This window comes from Rhabdonatronobacter sediminivivens, from assembly GCF_013415485.1.
GTDB lineage: Bacteria > Pseudomonadota > Alphaproteobacteria > Rhodobacterales > Rhodobacteraceae > Rhabdonatronobacter > Rhabdonatronobacter sediminivivens.
In genome coordinates this window covers 1-17,349 of sequence record NZ_JACBXS010000039.1, presented here as the reverse complement: position 1 = coordinate 17,349, position 17,349 = coordinate 1, and the positions used below count along the sequence as shown (strand labels likewise).

Annotated in this window: 15 protein-coding genes and 1 tRNA gene; 7 read left to right on the top strand and 9 right to left on the bottom strand. The window is 66.8% G+C overall.

Going from position 1 to position 17,349, the window contains the following annotated elements:
• Positions 1-10 precede the first annotated feature (10 nt).
• The 4 genes from HUK65_RS14990 to HUK65_RS14975 all read right to left on the bottom strand — a co-directional run bounded on the left by HUK65_RS14990 (position 11) and on the right by HUK65_RS14975 (position 3,990).
• Positions 11-967, bottom strand: a complete 957-nt coding sequence (locus HUK65_RS14990; protein WP_179907085.1) for an ABC transporter permease — start codon at positions 965-967, stop codon at positions 11-13.
• A 101-nt stretch (positions 968-1,068) separates the two neighbouring features.
• Complete coding sequence (locus tag HUK65_RS14985; protein ID WP_179907084.1) at positions 1,069-2,634, bottom strand: ABC transporter substrate-binding protein; 1,566 nt, start codon at positions 2,632-2,634, stop codon at positions 1,069-1,071.
• A 157-nt stretch (positions 2,635-2,791) separates the two neighbouring features.
• Positions 2,792-3,862, bottom strand: a complete 1,071-nt coding sequence (gene mnmH, locus HUK65_RS14980) for a tRNA 2-selenouridine(34) synthase MnmH (RefSeq protein ID WP_179907083.1) — start codon at positions 3,860-3,862, stop codon at positions 2,792-2,794.
• A 51-nt stretch (positions 3,863-3,913) separates the two neighbouring features.
• Positions 3,914-3,990, bottom strand: a tRNA-Arg gene (locus HUK65_RS14975).
• Positions 3,991-4,102: 112 nt separating this feature from the next.
• Here HUK65_RS14975 and HUK65_RS14970 point away from each other — a divergent pair.
• Both HUK65_RS14970 and HUK65_RS14965 read left to right on the top strand, forming a co-directional pair.
• Entirely contained in the window at positions 4,103-5,143 is a 1,041-nt protein-coding gene (locus HUK65_RS14970; RefSeq protein WP_327787135.1) for a LacI family DNA-binding transcriptional regulator, read from the top strand.
• Between the two features lie 70 nt (positions 5,144-5,213).
• Positions 5,214-6,437 carry a pyridoxal-phosphate-dependent aminotransferase family protein gene (locus tag HUK65_RS14965; RefSeq protein ID WP_179907082.1) on the top strand — a complete coding sequence of 408 codons (1,224 nt, stop codon included), beginning with the start codon at positions 5,214-5,216 and terminating at the stop codon, positions 6,435-6,437.
• A 383-nt stretch (positions 6,438-6,820) separates the two neighbouring features.
• On the opposite strand, the gene cysN is transcribed toward HUK65_RS14965, so the two are convergent.
• Together cysN and cysD are read right to left on the bottom strand one after the other, a co-directional pair.
• Entirely contained in the window at positions 6,821-8,719 is a 1,899-nt protein-coding gene (cysN, locus tag HUK65_RS14960) for a sulfate adenylyltransferase subunit CysN (RefSeq protein WP_179907081.1), read from the bottom strand.
• Positions 8,719-9,621, bottom strand: a complete 903-nt coding sequence (cysD, locus tag HUK65_RS14955; protein ID WP_179907080.1) for a sulfate adenylyltransferase subunit CysD — start codon at positions 9,619-9,621, stop codon at positions 8,719-8,721. The genes cysN and cysD overlap by 1 nt, the downstream gene beginning before the upstream one ends.
• 93 nt (positions 9,622-9,714) lie before the next feature.
• Between cysD and HUK65_RS14950 the strand changes: the two genes are divergently transcribed.
• From HUK65_RS14950 to copM, 5 genes are all read left to right on the top strand, one after another.
• Positions 9,715-10,758, top strand: coding sequence for a hypothetical protein (locus HUK65_RS14950; protein WP_179907079.1), 1,044 nt, complete (start codon positions 9,715-9,717; stop codon positions 10,756-10,758).
• A 29-nt stretch (positions 10,759-10,787) separates the two neighbouring features.
• Positions 10,788-11,450, top strand: a complete 663-nt coding sequence (locus tag HUK65_RS14945; protein WP_179907078.1) for an SDR family NAD(P)-dependent oxidoreductase — start codon at positions 10,788-10,790, stop codon at positions 11,448-11,450.
• Positions 11,444-12,970, top strand: a complete 1,527-nt coding sequence (locus tag HUK65_RS14940) for a cryptochrome/photolyase family protein (RefSeq protein ID WP_179907077.1) — start codon at positions 11,444-11,446, stop codon at positions 12,968-12,970. The genes HUK65_RS14945 and HUK65_RS14940 overlap by 7 nt, the downstream gene beginning before the upstream one ends.
• 51 nt (positions 12,971-13,021) lie before the next feature.
• On the top strand, positions 13,022-14,140 hold the full coding sequence (locus tag HUK65_RS14935; protein ID WP_179907076.1) for a pyridoxal phosphate-dependent aminotransferase: 1,119 nt from the start codon (positions 13,022-13,024) through the stop codon (positions 14,138-14,140).
• Between the two features lie 96 nt (positions 14,141-14,236).
• Complete coding sequence (copM, locus tag HUK65_RS14930; protein ID WP_179907075.1) at positions 14,237-14,674, top strand: CopM family metallochaperone; 438 nt, start codon at positions 14,237-14,239, stop codon at positions 14,672-14,674.
• Positions 14,675-14,750: 76 nt separating this feature from the next.
• Here the strand turns inward: copM and panB are convergent, their stop codons facing one another.
• From panB to HUK65_RS14915, 3 genes are all read right to left on the bottom strand, one after another.
• The gene (gene panB, locus HUK65_RS14925; protein WP_179907074.1) at positions 14,751-15,560 is read right to left on the bottom strand and encodes a 3-methyl-2-oxobutanoate hydroxymethyltransferase; all 810 of its coding nucleotides are present in this window, start codon (positions 15,558-15,560) and stop codon (positions 14,751-14,753) included.
• Positions 15,557-16,438, bottom strand: a complete 882-nt coding sequence (gene panC, locus HUK65_RS14920) for a pantoate--beta-alanine ligase (RefSeq protein ID WP_179907073.1) — start codon at positions 16,436-16,438, stop codon at positions 15,557-15,559. Before panC ends, panB begins: the two co-directional genes overlap by 4 nt.
• 174 nt (positions 16,439-16,612) lie before the next feature.
• The gene (locus HUK65_RS14915) at positions 16,613-17,236 is read right to left on the bottom strand and encodes an IS630 family transposase (protein ID WP_179907072.1); all 624 of its coding nucleotides are present in this window, start codon (positions 17,234-17,236) and stop codon (positions 16,613-16,615) included.
• Between the last annotated feature and the right edge of the window lie 113 nt (positions 17,237-17,349).

Sequence of the window (17,349 nt, the reverse complement as noted above, 5' to 3'; positions counted from 1 at the left end):
GTCCGCCCCCTCACGTGCGATGCATCAGGCGGGGATTCGACAGGGTCGAAATCACGTCCGCCGTGAGGTTGAGCAGCACATAGGCCGCGGCGAAGATCAGCGCGATGGCCTGCACCACCGGGATATCCCGGCGCGACACGCTGTCCACCATCAACTGCCCGAGGCCGGGGTAGACGAACACCACCTCGACCACCACGACCCCGGTGATCAGATAGGCCAGGTTGATCGCCACCACATTGGCGATGGGGGCAATGGCGTTGGGCAGCGCATGGCGGATGATCACCCGCGAAGGCCGCATCCCTTTCAGCCGCGCCATTTCGATATAGGGGCTGGCCAGCAGGTTGATGATCGCCGCACGGGTCATGCGCATCATATGCGCGGTGACCACCAGCGTCAGTGTCAGCGCCGGCAGGAAGGCGCGGTAGAGCTTTTCGCCCAGATCGGCACCGGCGGGCATTCGCGCCATGGACGGGAAATACCCGCTCTGCGCCAGCACGAAGATCAGGATATAGGCCACGAAGAACTCCGGGAAGGAGATCGCGCTGAGCGCCGTGGAATTGGCCACCCGGTCGAAGAGCGAATTGCGCCAGAGGGCGACCAGCACCCCCAGCGTCAGCGCAAGCGGCACGGCCATGGCGGCGGCATAGATCGCAAGGAAGAAGGTATTGCCCAGCCGGGACATGATCATTTCGGATACCGGGCGCCCGCGCTGCGCCAGCGAGGTGCCGAAATCCCCCTGCATCACCCCGAACAGCCAGTCGAAGTAACGCACGTAAACCGGCTGATCCAGGCCCAGTTCGCGCCGGATATTGGCCACCGCCTCGGGCGTGGCGGCCTGACCCAGAACCGCCTGCGCAAAGTCGCCCGGCAACAATTCCGTAGCCCCGAAAATGATGATTGAAACCACAAACAGCGTAAGCAGGCCAAAGCCCAGCCGCTGTGCAATCATGCGCCAGATATGCGCCATGTCGCTACCTTCCCATCGTTCTTGCTGCAATGTCTTGGCGCATTGCTGAGCGAAAGACCCCGGCGCCTTTGCGGGGCGCCGGGGTCAATGTCAGTCCCCGATCAGGCGAACCACCACCGTTCGGTGGCGCGCACCCCGTCAAGCGTTGTGTTGGCGCCGATCTGGTCCGGGGTCATGACGTTGTCCGCGGTGGCCATCACGTAATCCGAGAACATCGGAATGACGATCGCCCCCTCGTCGCGGACGATCTGCTGCATCTCGAAATACATCTCGGCGCGCAGATCCTCATCCAGTTCCGAGCGCGCGGCGCGCAGCAGTTCCTCGAAGCGCTCATGCTCCCAGAAGCCGTCATTCCAGGGCGCTCCGGCGGCAAAGGCGGTCGAGAACATCCAGTCCTCGGTCGGACGCCCGCCCCAATAGACGGCGCTGAACGGCTTGACCATCCAGACGTTGGACCAGTAGCCGTCCGAAGGCTCGCGCACCGGGTTGATGTTGATCCCCGCCTGCGCCGCGCTTTCGGAAAACAGCACCGCCGCGTCGACGGCACCGGCAAAGGCCGCATCCGCCGCCGACAGATCTACCGTCAGGCTGTCGAGCCCCGCCTCGCGCAGGTGGTGGCGGGCGCGGTCCGGGTCGAACTCGCGCTGTTCCAGATCGTCGGCATGGAAGCGGTTGGACCGTCCGATGGGGTGGTCATTCCCCACCACGCCAAAGCCCGACAGGATGGTGTCCACCATCTGCTGGCGGTTCACCCCATATTTCAGCGCCAGCCGCACATGGTTGTTCGAGAACGGATCGGCCCGGCTGTCCATGGCGAAGGTGTAGTGCTGCGTGCCCGAGACCGAGATGATATTGACGCCCGCGCGTTCCAGCATGTGAATGGTGTTCAGGTCCGGACGGTCGATCACATCCACCTCGCCCGTGATCAGCGCGTTCTGACGCGCCGCCGAATCGAGGATCGCATAAAGCTCCACCCGGTCGAACCAGGCGCGATCGGACTTCCAGTAATCGGGGTTGCGGGTGAAATGCGCGTCCACCCCAGGCTCGAAGCTTTCAAGGATATAGCCGCCGCAGCCGATCCCGTTGTCATAGTCGATCCGCCCGTCTTCAGCGGGCAGAATCGGCAGGTGATAATCCGACAGGATGAAGGGGAAGTCGGCATCGCCCGCTTGCAGGGTGATGACCACCACCTTGTCGCCATCGGCACGGATATCGGTGATGGCTTCGACGATCGGAGCTGCCGCCGAGGCGCTGTCCTCACCGCGATGATGGTTGAGCGAGGCGATCACATCCGCGGCCACAAGATCCTTGCCGTTGTGGAAGGTCACACCCTCGCGCAGCTTGAAGGTCCAGGTGGCGGCATCGGACGAGGCTTCCCAGCTTTCGGCCAGCTCCGGCTCCAGCTGGCCATCCGCGCCGATCACGGTCAGGTAGTTGTGCATGGTATTGCCCAGCACCTGCACAAAGGCCTGATCCCAAAGTGCGGGGTTGAGCGAGTCGGTGGTATTCCCGTGTCCGAAGCCGATGCGGAACGTGCCACCGCGCTTCGGCTCGGCCATGGCCTTGCGATAGCTGGCCGGCAGGATCAGCCCCGCGGCACCGATTGCGCCGGCGCTTTTCAACAATCCACGGCGTGTCAGCCCGGGGTTTCTGGTGCTTGCGTTCATGAAGACTCTCCTCTGTTGGTCTTTTGTTCTTGTCGGACATCAATGACATCCGCATGTCGTTTATATTGCACGGGTGGTCGCAGGTGTTGCAACCCTTCTGTGGGCCAGCGCCACCTGCAGCGGTAATTTATATGCTAGCCGGATTTTTATTGACCCGTCAATCAACAACCTGCGATATCGCCTGCAGGTTGTCGGCAATCTCGGTGGCGGCGCGCGCCAGCGTCTGCGGCTGCAGGTCCGGCAGATCAAGACAGCGCCCGGCAGTTACGGATCTGCGCGCGCGCCGATACCGCGGGTCATAGTGCTGCGCCAGCAAGCCACCCGCCAGTTCCGCCACCGCGCCCGCCCGGGCCTGTGCCGTCCATTCGGCAATCCGGTCGCGGCTGTGCCAGGGCCGCAGCGCCTCGATGCGCGTGGCCAGTGCTTCGGGGTCGGCGGCGATATCTGCATAGACCCGCGCCAGATACGCCGCCCGCGCGGACAGCGGCGCCTGCACCAGCACCCGCGGCGCGGTCTGCATGGCACTCCAGAGCGCGGGCGGCAGCATGATCCGCCCGATCCGGTGGGATTCACCCTCGACCACCACGGGCCGGGACGGGTCCAGCCCTGCGACCCCCATCGCCAGGGCCGACTCGAATCCCTTTTGCGATGGCTGCCCTCTGGGCTGTCGGCCAAAGAGCGACCCACGGTGCCGGGCCATGGCTTCCAGATCCAGCACCTGCACCCCGCGCGCGGCCAGAAGCTGCAGCAGGGCAGTCTTTGCCGTGCCGGTATCCCCATCCAGGACAATCACGGGCGCCGGAAAGGGATCATCATAGAGCGCACGCACCACCAGCCGCCGATAGGCGCGATACCCGCCTTCGATCACCCGCACCGGCCAACCGACCTGCTGCAGGATCAGCGCCAGCGACCCGGACCGCTGCCCGCCCCGCCAGCAATAGACCACCGGGCGCCAGTCACGCGGATAGGCGGCAAGCGGTCCCTCCAGCATCCGCGCAGCGTTGCGCGCCACCATGGCCGCACCGATCCGGCGTGCCTCGAACCGGCTGTGCTGGACATAGACACGCCCCACCTGCGCGCGCTCGGCATCATCCAGAACGGGCAGGTTGATCGCCCCGGGCAGGTGATCATGCGCGAACTCGGCACAGGCCCGGACATCGATCAGCGTGTCATACTCCAACCGATCCGGCGCGTGCAGCTGGGTCAGGTCATCGATCCGAAGCCGCATTCCAGGGCCACTGCCTCCGTAATCTCAACATATGCCCTACGCCGCCGAACGTGGCGACTCCGACAGGATTCGAACCTGTGACCTGCCCCTTAGGAGGGGGCCGCTCTATCCAGCTGAGCTACGGAGCCTGCGCCCCCGGATACAGGCTTTGGATGATCTTGTCACGCGGCACTTGGCCTGCACTGCAAAGCCCGCTATTGATTGGAAGATACCGCTATCAGCAACCAGGCAGCCCCAACCGTGACCCGGCCCATCCCCCCCTCCACCCGCCGCACACTGACCCTTCGGGATGTCTCCGAAGCCTGCGGCGTCAGCGAAATGACGGTCAGCCGCGTGCTGCGCAACCGCACCGATGTCTCGCCCGCAACGCGCGAAAAGGTGCTGGCCGCCGCCAAGGCGCTGGGCTACGTGCCTAACAAGATCGCCGGTGCCCTGGCCAGCCAGCGCGTCAATCTGGTGACGGTGGTGGTCCCCTCCCTGTCCAACATGGTCTTCCCCGAGGTACTGGGCGGCATCTCAGACGCGCTGGACGGCACCGGGCTGCAACCGGTCTTCGGCGTCACCAACTATCGGCCTGAGCGCGAGGAGAACGTGCTCTATGAAATGCTGTCCTGGCGTCCGACCGGGGTTATCCTGGCCGGGCTGGAACACAGCGACCCCTCGCGCGCCATGCTGGAAAGCGCCGGCATTCCAATTGTCGAGATCATGGATGTGGATGGCGAAGCCATCGATTCGGTCGTCGGCATCTCGCATCGACGCGCCGGGCGCGCAATGGCCGCGGCCATCATCGCCGCAGGCTATCGCCGCATCGGCTTTCTGGGCACGAAAATGCCCGATGATCACCGCGCGCGCAAACGGCTCGAAGGGTTTACCGAAGCCCTGCATGAGGCCGGGCTGGAGCTGGCAGATACCGAATACTACGCCGGTGGCTCGGCCCTGCTGAAGGGCCGGCAGATGACCGAGGCCATCCTGAAACGCACGCCGGAACTGGATTTTCTCTATTATTCCAACGACATGATCGGCGCAGGCGGGCTGTTGTGGTGCCTGGAGAACGGCATTGACGTGCCGGGCACACTGGGTCTGGCCGGGTTCAACGGCCTGGAGATCCTGGATGGCATGCCGATCCGGTTGGCCACCATGGATGCCTGCCGCCGGGATATCGGCGAACGCGCCGCCCGGATCGTCGCCGGAATGGGCGATGACGGCGTGATTGGCGGGGCGCGCATCGAACTGACCCCACGACTGGACCTTGGCGATACGATCCGCACGCCAGACCGCTGAGCCATGCCGGATTGACGCAGGCTCCGGTCAATTCTATTAACCTGTGAATTACCTCAGCGGAGCCTCTCCCATGCCATCCGATTTCCTGCCGTCCCTGGGCCAGGGGCGCCCCTATCTGGCCATCCCCGGCCCTTCGGTGGTGCCGGACCGGGTGCTGAACGCAATGCACAGCCCGGCGCCCAACATCTACGAAGGCGCCCTTCCCCAAATGATGCCGGACCTGCTGCGCGACCTGCGCGCCGCCGCCTGCACGCGCCAGCATGTGGCCATATACATATCGAACGGGCACGGCGCCTGGGAAGCCGCGCTGGCCAACATCTGCGCGCCGGGGGACCGGGTGCTATCACTGGTCACGGGCCGGTTCGGCACAGGCTGGGCCGAGATGGCGCGCGCCCTCGGAGTCAATTTGCAGACACTGGATTTCGGTCGCAGCGCACCGCTGGACCCGCAGCAGGTCGAAGACACCCTGCGCGCCGACCCCGAGCGCAAGATCCGCGCCGTGCTCGCCACCCATGTCGATACCGCCAGCACCGTGCGCAATGACATCCCCGCCCTGCGCGCCGCCATCGACGCCGCCGGACACCCCGCGCTCCTGCTGGTCGATGCCATCGCCTCGCTCGGCTGCGAGGAACTGCGCATGGATGCCTGGGGCGTGGATATCGTGGTCGCCGCCAGCCAGAAAGGCCTGATGACCCCGCCGGGCCTCAGCTTTCTCTGGGTAAGCGACAAGGCCCGCACGGCTGCAGATACCCGCTCCGGACCGCGCAGCCCCTACTGGAACTGGACCCCGCGGATCGACGCCCAGGCCTTCTACCAGTATTTCGGCGGCACGGCGCCAACCCACCACCTGCTGGGCCTGCGCGCAGCCCTCGACATGCTGATCCATGAAGAAGGGCTCGAAACCGCCTGGATCCGCCACGCACGCCTGGCCCGCGCCGTCTGGGCGGCGGCAGACGCCTGGGGCGCCGATAACGGCGACCTGCGGCTCAATATTGCCCGGCGCGATGCGCGCAGCCATGCCGTCACCTCCATGCGGCTGACCGCACCAGACGCCACCCGCCTGCGCCAATGGACGGAAACCCAGGCCGGGGTCACCCTCGGGATCGGCCTCGGCATGGCCGACCCCACAGACCCGGCGTGGCACGGCTACTTCCGGCTGGCCCATATGGGCCATGTGAATGCCCATATGGCTCTGGGCGCACTGGGCGTCATCGATACAGGGCTCAAGGCTCTCTCGATTCCCCACGGCCCGGGCGCCCTCGACGCCGCAACACAGGCCCTCCTGTCCCCCTGAGCCCGCGCATATCACCGCGCGCCTGGCATTCCCCGCAAGTCGCCACGCATGTTCGCCCCACACCCTGGCTTGATCCTGCCGAAAATACTCGAACCTGGCCCCACCACCCGCACGGACATCGAAGGCCAGATTCCCCGCCAAAACCAGGCCTGTGGCACCACACCGGACCGCAAAACGCATGACCAACGCTCCCGCCCCCCCGCGCCGCCGCGCGTTCCGCGCGACATCGCGGGCGTTGGGCCGGGCCGCTGCGCGGCGCGCAGCGGCCCGGCCCAACGGGAGGGGGCGGATTTCAATCCGTCCCCGACGGGCGGGAGCCTTGCCTTCCACCGAAGTGCCGCCGCCAGGTACCGGGCACATCGGCCAGCCTCGGCAGACGCGCTTCAGGGGATCAGGCGCGCGATGATCAGATCGGCCGCTTCCTCAACGCTCAGCGCCGAGGTGTCGATCCGGATTTCCGGGGTTTCCGGGGCTTCATAGGGCGAATCGATCCCGGTGAAATTCTTCAACTGCCCCGCACGCGCCTTGGCATAAAGCCCCTTCACGTCGCGCCGCTCGGCCTCCTCCAGGGGGGTGTCGATGAAGACCTCGATGAACTCGCCCGGCTGCATCATCGCGCGCACCATGTCACGCTCGGCCCGGAAGGGCGAGATGAACGCCGTGATCACGATCAGCCCCGCATCGGTCATCAGCCGCGCCACCTCGCCCACGCGGCGGATGTTCTCCACCCGGTCGGCATCGGTAAAGCCCAGATCCTTGTTCAGCCCGTGGCGCACATTGTCGCCATCCAGCAGGAAGGTGTGCCGGTTCATCCGCGCCAGCTTCTTTTCCACCATATTGGCGATGGTGGACTTGCCGGACCCCGAAAGCCCCGTCATCCACAGCACCGCGGGTTTCTGGTTCTTCATGCCCGCGTGATGGTCGCGCCCGATATCGGTGGCCTGCCAATGGATGTTCTGCGCGCGGCGTAGGGCGAAATGGATCATCCCCGCCGCCACGGTCTTGTTGGTCAGCTTGTCGATCAGGATGAACCCGCCCAGATCGCGGCTCTCGGCATAAGGGGCAAAGGGGATATCGCGGTCGGTGGTGACATTGGCCACACCGATCCCGTTCAGATCCAGCGTCTTGGCGGCCAGATGTTCCATGGTGTTCACGTTGACCGCGTATTTCGGCGCCGCCACCGTGGCCGAGACCGTCTGCGCCCCGGTCTTCAGCCAATAAGGCCGGCCGGGCAGCAGCTCGGTCTCGTCCATCCAGACGATGGTGGCCTCGAACTGATCCGCCACCTCCAGCGGCGCCTTTGCGGCGCAGATCACCTGCCCGCGCGAGCAGTCGATCTCATCCGCCAGCGTCAGCGTCACCGCCTCGCCCGCCACGGCGCGGTCACGGTCGCCATCGAATGTCACCACCCGCGCCACGCTGGAGGTCTTGCCCGAGGGCAGAACCCGCACCGCATCGCCCGGGGCGACCGCCCCGCCCGTCACCGTGCCCGCAAAGCCGCGAAAGGACTGATCGGGGCGGTTCACCCATTGCACGGGCATGGCGAAGGGCTTGTCCAGATCCGCCACCTGGTCCAGTTCCACCGTCTCCAGATGGTCCATCAGCGCCGGCCCACCATACCAGGGCATGTTCGCGCCCAGCCGGGTGATGTTGTCCCCTTCCAAGGCCGAGATCGGAATGGGGGTGAACGCTTCGACCCCGATGGAGCGCGCGAAGCTGCGGTAGTCATCGACGATGGCATCGAACACGCCCTGGTCATAGCCCACCAGATCCATCTTGTTCACCGCCAGAACGATGTGCCGGATCCCCAGCAGATGCACCAGATAGCTGTGCCGCCGGGTCTGGGTCAGCACGCCGCGGCGCGCATCCACCAGGATCACCGCCAGTTCGGCGGTGGAGGCGCCGGTGACCATGTTCCGCGTATACTGCTCATGCCCCGGGGTGTCGGCGACGATGAACTTGCGCTTTTCGGTGGCAAAGAAGCGATAGGCGACATCGATGGTGATGCCCTGTTCACGCTCGGCCGCCAGCCCGTCCACCAGCAGGGCGAAATCGATCTTTGTCCCTTGGGTGCCCAAACGGCGCGAATCCGCCTCCAGCGTGGCAAGCTGGTCCTCGAAGATCATCTTGGCGTCATACAGAAGCCGCCCGATCAGCGTGGATTTCCCGTCATCGACCGAGCCGCAGGTGATGAAGCGCAGCATGGTCTTGTGCTGGTGGGTGTCCAGATACGCGTCGATATCCCGGGCGATCAGAGCGTCGGTTTTGTAAATCTCGTTCATCAGAAATACCCTTCCTGCTTCTTCTTCTCCATGGATGCGGCGGCATCATGGTCGATGGCGCGGCCCTGGCGTTCGGATGTGGTGGTCAGCAGCATCTCCTGGATGATCGCGGGCAGGGTGTCGGCGGTGCTTTCGACCGCGCCGGTCAGCGGATAACACCCCAGCGTGCGGAAGCGGACGGAGCGCATCTGCGGCACCTCGCCCTCGCGCAGCGGAAAGCGGTCATCATCGACCATCAGCAGCAGCCCGTCGCGCTCCACCACCGGGCGCGGGGCGGCGAAATAGAGCGGCACAATCGCGATCCGCTGCAGGTGGATGTATTGCCAGATGTCCAGTTCCGTCCAGTTGGACAGCGGAAACACCCGCATGGATTCGCCCCGCGCCTTGCGGGCGTTATAGAGCCGCCAGAGCTCCGGGCGCTGGTTCTTGGGGTCCCAGCGGTGGCTGGCGGTGCGGAAGCTGAAGATACGCTCCTTGGCGCGGCTTTTCTCCTCATCGCGTCGGGCGCCGCCAAAGGCCGCGTCGAACCCGTGCAGGTCCAGCGCCTGTTTCAGCCCCTCGGTCTTCCACATGTCGGTATGCAGGCTGCCGTGGTCAAAGGGGTTGATGCCGCGCTCCAGCGCCTCGGGGTTCTGGTGGATCAGCAGCTCCATGCCGGCGGCCTTGGCGGCCGTTTCGCGCAGCTCATACATGGCGCGGAATTTCCAGGTGGTGTCCACATGCAGCAGCGGAAAGGGCGGCGGGGCGGGAAAGAAGGCTTTTTTCGCCAGATGCAGCATCACCGCGCTGTCCTTGCCGACACTATAAAGCATGACGGGGTTTTCGGCCTCGGCCGCGACCTCGCGCATGATGTGGATGCTTTCGGCCTCCAGCCGCTGCAAATGGGTCAATCGGTTGCTCATGGGGCTGCCCTGCGCTGCGAATCTGCTCGACAGGGTGGGTAGCGCGGGGATATTGCCAAAACACCCCCCATATGGGGGTGAGTTGGAGGCCCCATGCCCGCCACCCCCGAAGAAACCGAGCTTCTGCTGCAGCTTCATGCCGATGCGGGCGGGGGCGCGGGCTGGGGCGGGGTGCTGGGGCGGCTGGCGGCGCTGACTCGCGCGGGCACGGCGGCGCTGCTGGCGGCGCCTGCGGGCGGGCCGGTGGCGCCGCTGGGCCAGCACGGGCCCGCGCTGGCCGAGGCAACGGCCCCCGGCGATCCGCTGGGACTGCTGCGGATGCGGCCAGAGCGGGTCCATGCCGGGGGCGACCTGCCGGGCGGGGTGGTGCCGGACGCCCCCCTGCGGGCCATGGCCGTGCGCGCATCGGCGGGCGGGATGGCCTGGCTGCTGGTCGCGCGCACGCCCGGCGCGCCCGAGTTTCGCGCCGTCGATGGCGTGCTGCTCTCAACGCTCGCGCCGCATCTGCCGCAGGCGCTGGCGCTGGCCGACCGCTTGGCCCGCACCCGCGCCCATGCCGCGCTGCAAGACACCCTGGCCGCGCGGCTGGGGCTGGGCTGGCTGGCCTTCGACCCTGAGGGCCGCGTGCTGGCGCATGACCCCGCCGCCGCGCGCCTGCTGGACGGTGTGGCCCGCCTGCGCCCGGGCCAGCGGCTTGCCCTGCCGGATCAGGGCGCCGAGGCTGCACTGGCGCGCGCCCTTGAACGCGCCCGGACCAAAGGCGCGGCGGCGGCCGCCCTGCGCGGCGGGGCGCTAGGGCTGCTGGTCATGGCCGCCGACGGCATGGGGCCGCCGGGCGCCACCCTGATCGGCGCGCTGCGCGGCCCGCCGCCCCCCCCCCCTGACCCGGCACTGGTGGCCCAGACCTTCGGCCTGCCGCTGGCGCAGGCGCGGCTGGCGCTGGCCCTGGCGCAGGGGGCATCGCTGCGCGAAGCGGCACACACCCTGGGCGTGACCGAGGAAACCGCCCGCAGCTATTCGCGCGCGATCTTTGCGCGGACCGGATGGCGCGGCCAACCGGACCTGATGCGCGCCCTGCTGACCAGCGCGGTCTGGCTGGCGCCGCCGGGCGCTGGACCCTCCGCCAGCGCACGCTAGCTGATGCGCTGCACGAAAACGGAGGCACCATGCGGGCATTGGTCATCGGCGCATCAGGCGGCATCGGAACCGCGCTTTGCGCCGCGTTACAGGCACAGGGCGCCGAGGTCACGGCGCTGTCGCGCAGCCAGGACGGGCTGGACGTGACCGATGCGGATTCGGTCGCGCAGCATCTTGGCGCGCTGGAAGGGCCGTTTCACCGGGTGCTGGTGGTCACCGGCGCGCTGGAGATCGACGGCATGGGCCCGGAAAAGGCCCTCAAGCACCTGGAGCCCGAGGCGATGCTGGCGCAATTCAAGCTCAACGCCATGGGGCCGGCGCTGGTGCTGCGCCACGCCGCCGACCTGCTGCCGCGCGATAAGCCCGCCGTGCTGGGGGTGATGTCGGCGCGGGTGGGCTCCATCGGCGACAACCGCGCCGGGGGGTGGCACAGCTACCGCGCCGCCAAGGCCGCGCTGAACCAGTTTCTGCGCGGGGCGGCGATCGAACTGGGTCGGACGCATAAACAGACGATCTGCGTGGCGCTTCATCCCGGCACGGTGCAGACGGACCTGACGCGCAAATACCTGGGCCGCCACCCCGCAGTGCCCCCGGCCGAGGCCGCCGCCAACCTGCTGCGCGTGATCGACGGGCTGCGACCCGAAGATTCGGGCGGCTTCTTCGACTGGGCCGGAAAGCCGATCCCATGGTGAAGCTGGTTCTGGTGCTGGGCGATCAGCTGACCGAAACCCTCGCCGCCCTGCAAGCCGCCGAGAAATCGCGCGATCTGGTGGTCATGGCCGAGGTCGCCGACGAGGCCGCTTACGTCCCCCACCACCCCAAGAAGATCGCGTTCCTGTTTGCCGCCATGCGCAAATTCGCCGCGCGGCTGGAGGAAGACGGCTGGCGCGTCGCCTATACCCGGCTGGACGATCCGCAAAATACCGGCTCCATCCCCGGCGAGTTGCTGCGCCATGCGCAGGCCGAGGGCGCCAAGCGCGTCCTTGTCACCCAGCCCGGCGAATGGCGCCTGATCCAGGCGCTGGACGACATGCCGTTGCAGGTGGACACCCTGAACGATGACCGCTTCTTCTGTTCCGGCCGCCGCTTTGCCGATTGGGCCAAGGGGCGCAAATCCCTGCGGATGGAATATTTCTACCGCGAAATGCGGCGCGAGACGGGCCTGCTGATGGAGGGCGACAAACCCGCCGGGGGCAAGTGGAACTATGACCATGACAACCGCAAACCCGCCCGGGATGACCTGTTCCGCGAAGGCCCGCTGCACTTCACCCCCGATGCCACCACCGAAGAGGTGCTGAAGCTGGTCGAAGCCCGCTTCGGCGACAATTTCGGCGATCTGCACCCGTTCTGGCTGGCCACGGATCGCAAGGGCGCGCGCCAGGCGCTGGCCCATTTCATCCGCCACGCCCTGCCCCAGTTCGGCACCTATCAGGACGCCATGCTGCAGGGGGACAAGTTCCTCTATCACGCCATCATCTCGCCCTATCTGAACGCCGGGCTGCTGACCCCGCAGGAGGTCTGCGCGGCGGCCGAGGACGCCTGGAAGGCGGGCCGCGTCCCCATCAACTCGGCCGAAGGATTCATCCGCCAGATCCTGGGCTGGCGCGAGTTCATCCGCGGGGTCTATTTCCTGGAAGGGCCGGACTATTCCCGCCGCAACGCCCTGAACCACCAGCGCAAGCTGCCCGCCATGTATTGGGGCGCAAAGACGCGGATGAACTGCATGTCCCACGCGGTGGGCCAGACCCGCACCGACGCCTATGCCCACCATATCCAGCGGCTGATGGTTACCGGCAATTTCGCCCAGCTGGCCGGGGTCCGCCCGTGGGAGGTGCATGAATGGTATCTGGCCGTCTATGCCGATGCCTATGAATGGGTCGAAGCGCCCAACACCATCGGCATGTCGCAATTCGCCGATGGCGGGGTGGTGGGGTCGAAACCCTATGTGTCCTCGGGGGCGTATATCGACCGGATGTCGGATTACTGCGGCGCTTGCCACTACCGCGTGAAGGACAAGACCGGCGAGCGCGCCTGCCCGTTCAACCTGCTGTACTGGCATTTCCTGACCCGCCACCGCGACCGGTTCGAAGCCAACCCGCGCATGGCGCAGATGTATCGCAGCTGGGACCGGATGGACGCCACTCGGCGCGAGACCGTGCTGGCCGAGGCCGAGGCTCTGCTGACCCGCCTGAGCGATGGGCAGGTGATCTGACCACGTCCGGGCGGGCTTGTTCCGGGAGGGGCAAGGGGATAAGTCTGGGCCATGCCCGGTCCACGTTATACCCCGCTTGTCGCCGCCCTGCCCGCCACCGTCCCCTTTGTGGGGCCAGAGGCGCATATGCGCGCCTCGGGGCGGGAATTCCGGGCGCGGCTGGGGGCGAATGAAAGCGTCTTCGGCCCCTCGCCCATGGCGATCGAGGCCATGGAACGCGCCGCGCAAGATGGCTGGATGTATGGCGATTCCGAAAGCCATGATCTGCGCGCCGCCCTGGCTGCGCATCACGGTGTGGCGCCAGAAAATATCGTGGTGGGCGAAGGGATCGACGGGCTGCTGGGGACGCTGGTGCGGCTGCTGGTCGAGCCGGGCGACCCGGTGGTGACCTCGGACGGGGCTTACCCCACCTTCAACTACCATGTGGCGGGCTTTGGCGGGGTGCTGCACAAGGTCCCCTACCGCGACGACCGCGAGGACCCCGCCGCCCTGCTGACCCGGGCCGAGGAGGTCGGCGCCAAGCTGGTTTACCTGTCCAACCCCGACAACCCCATGGGCAGCTGGCACAGCGCGCGCGTGATCCAGCGCATGATCGACGCCCTGCCCGATGGCACGCTGCTGCTACTGGATGAGGCCTATGTGGATTTCGCCCCCGAGGAAGCCGCGCTGACCTTCGTGGCCGATGACCCGCGGGTGATCCGGATGCGGACCTTCTCCAAGGCTTACGGGCTGGCGGGGCTGCGGGTGGGCTATGCGGTGGGGGCGCCCGGGCTGATCGCCATGTTCGACCGCATCCGCAACCATTTCGGCGTCTCGCGCATCGCACAGGCGGGGGCGCTGGCGGCGCTGATGGATCAGGGCTGGCTGGAGGATGTGGTGGCCCAGGTCGCCGATGCCCGCGTCACCCTGGCCGAGATCGCCGAACGCAATGGCGCCTTCGCCCTGCCCTCGGCCACCAATTTCACCGCCATCGATTGCGGCGGCGACGGGGCGCTGGCGCGCAAGGTGCTGGAGGGGCTGATGGCGCGCGACATCTTTGTGCGGATGCCCGCTGTCGCCCCGCTGGACCGCTGCATCCGCGTGACCCTGGGCCGCCCGGAGGATCTGAAGGCGTTCGAACCCGCCTTTGCCGAAGCCCTGGCCGAGGCGCGCGCCGAAACCGCCGGGTGAACGCCAAGGTGCGGGCTTTCACGCGCTTGTGTCTTCCCTTCCAGTTGATGGAATCCTGCAGGTCATGCGCAATCACATGACCCGGAGGAAAATTTCATGCAGATCAAACCGAAAGCCGTTGGCGTATTTGCCGCCGGAGCGCTTGTCGGGGCCCTCGCCCTTGGCGGAATCGGCCTGGCCAGCAGCCATGGGCATGGCATGCATGGCGCCCATGGCCATATGGGTCACGGCGCGCATCATGGCGACGCCCACGGTGCCACACCCATCCCCGCAGACGCCACGGACGCCACCCGCGCCTATATCGCTGCCAATGATGCCATGCATGCCGATATGGCGATTGCGTTCACCAATGACCCGGATGTGGATTTCATCCTGGGCATGATCCCGCATCACGAAGGCGCGGTGGCCATGGCGCAGATCGTGCTGGAGTATGGCGAGGACGCAGCGGTGCGCGAACTGGCCGAAGAGATCATCGCCGCCCAGGAAGAGGAAATCGCCTGGATGCGCGCCTGGCTGGCAGACCGCGGGCATTGAGCACCCCGCAAGGGCTGACCGGCGCTGCGCCCGCACTCCCCGGGGGCGCAGCGCCGAACGTTTTCAGCCCACCCGCTCAGCGATAGACGTGGTCCTTGGCCGGGAAACTGCGGGCGCGGACTTCCTCGGCGTAGTCGGACACCGCGTGTTCGATGGCCGGGCCCAGATCACCGTATTTCTTGACGAATTTGGGCACCCAGGGGTTCAGGCCCAGCATGTCCTCCAGCACCAGGATCTGCCCGTCGCAATTGACCGAGGCACCGATGCCGATGGTGGGAATATCCACGGCGGCGGTGATCTTGTCGGCCAGCGGCTCCACCACGCCCTCGACCACCAGCGCGAAGGCGCCGGCCTCGGCCACGGCGCGGGCGTCATCGATGTGGCTGGCCCAGGTGTCTTCCTCACGGCCCTGGGTCTTGAACCCGCCCATCACATGGCTGGATTGCGGGGTCAGGCCGATATGGGCCATCACCGGGATGCCGCGTTCGGTCAGAAAGCGGATGGTCTCGGCCATGCGGGCGCCACCCTCCAGCTTGACGGCGCCGCATTGGGTTTCCTTCATCACCTTTGCGGCGTTGCGAAAGGCCATGTTGGGCGATTCCTCATAGGAGCCGAAGGGCATGTCCACCACGATCAGCGCGCGGCTGGTGCCGCGTACCACCGCGCGGCCATGCATGATCATCAGATCCAGCGGCACGCCGATGGTGCTGTCCATCCCGTGCATGACCATACCCAGACTGTCGCCCACCAGAATGAAATCGGCATAACGGTCCACGATCGCCGCCGTATGCGCGTGATAGGACGTGAGCGAGACGATCGGAGCGCCGCCCTTGCGGGCGCGAATCTGCGGGACGGTGGTACGGCGGACGGGGGATTGGGTGCTCATGGGGACTCCTCCTTCGAATGGGGCGGGGGTGCAAGGACGCGGTTGTCGATCAGCAGCACGGTGCCAAAGCGCACCGCCAGCAGCAGCACCGCCGGCGCGGCCAGCGGTCCGGACAGGGCGGCCAGGGTTTCGGCATCGCGGATATCCACCGATTGCACATCGGCGCGCGCTTCGCCATCCAGCCGCGCCCGGACATGCGAGCGGATGCGCGAGGCGGTGGTGCCTTCGGCCGCCAGCGCCTCGGCCTCGGTCAGGGCGGCATTCAGGACCGGAGCAGCGGCGCGGTCCGCGGGTGTCAGGCGGATATTGCGCGAGGACATGGCCAGCCCGTCAGCCTCACGCACGGTGGGCACACCGATCACATCCACGGGGATGTCCAGGTCGCGCACCATGGTGCGGATCACCGCCAGTTGCTGGTAGTCCTTTTCGCCGAAACAGGCGGCCTCGGGCTGGATGATGTTGAAGAGCTTTGTCACCACCGTGGCCACGCCGCGGAAATGGCCCGGGCGCAGCTTGCCGATCAGGATGCGGGACAGTTCCGAGGTGTCGACAATGGTCTGGGCGTTCGGGGCATAGACCTCGGAGACTTCGGGGATGAACAGCGCGTCCACCCCGGCGTCCCGCAGCATGGCGGTGTCGCGCTCAGGGTCGCGGGGATAGGTCGAAAGATCCTCGTTGGCGCCGAATTGCGTCGGGTTGACGAAGATCGAGGCGATCACGCGCCCCTCGGGGCCGGCATTGGCGCGGGCGGCGCGGACCAGCGACATGTGGCCTTCGTGCAGATAGCCCATGGTGGGCACCAGCACCACGCGCCGCCCCTGGTTGCGCCAGTCCTGCCGCTGCGCGCGGATCGCCGCCTTGGTGGTGCAGATTTCCATGGCCCCCTCCTGCGCCCTGCCACCGGGCGGTTCTAGTCATCGGCGCGACAATGGGCAAGCGGGCGCGCGACCGGGGGCGGGGCGCTCCCGCCCGTCGGCGCCGCATCGAAGATGCGCCCCCTCCCGTTGGGCCGGGCGCGCTGCGCGCCCGGCACTCATACGAAATCCGTTTGATCAGTTCGGTTGGACGCGGCCGGGCCACCAGTGGAAGCCGGATTGGGCTTTGATGCGTTCGCGGTTGGCGTGGAGTGCGATGCATTGCGCGGCCACGGTGGCATCGAGTTCGGAGAGGGTGTCGAAGTGTCTGTTGAAGATGGGCTCATCGACATGGATCCAGAGCGTTTCGGCGGGTTGCAGCTCGGGCGTGTAGGGCGGCAGATAGACGAGGCGGATACCTTCGGGCACCTTGAGGCCGGGCGCGGTATGCCAGCCGGCACCATCCAGTACGAGCACGATGACCCGGTCGCTCCCGGCCCCGGCTTCTCGGGCGAAGAGGGCGAGGGTTTCCTCAAACAGCCCCTTGTCGACGCCTGTCCCGAGATACCAGAAACTCTCGCCGGTTGCGGGCGAGACGAAGGCGGTGACGTAGAGCCATTCGAAGCGGTGGTGGCAGGGTGCGACCGGGCGGCTGCCGCGCGGTGCCCAGACCCGGCGGGTGATCGGCTTCAGCCCGATGCGATGCTCGTCGGTGGCGAATGCCTCTATGATCACCCCGGGGTTGCGTTCGGCCTCTTCGGCGACGATCTCGGCGAGTTTTTTTGAACGCCGCCTGCGCCTCGGGGCTGGCGGCCCGTACATGTCGGGGTCGCGGGCGCTGGATGGTCCAGCCGATGGGGGAGTGTCTGAAACTCTGTGTATCTGATCGGGCCCATGCGGTTTTCAGATACGTTCAGGCGTCGAAGCGCCCGGCG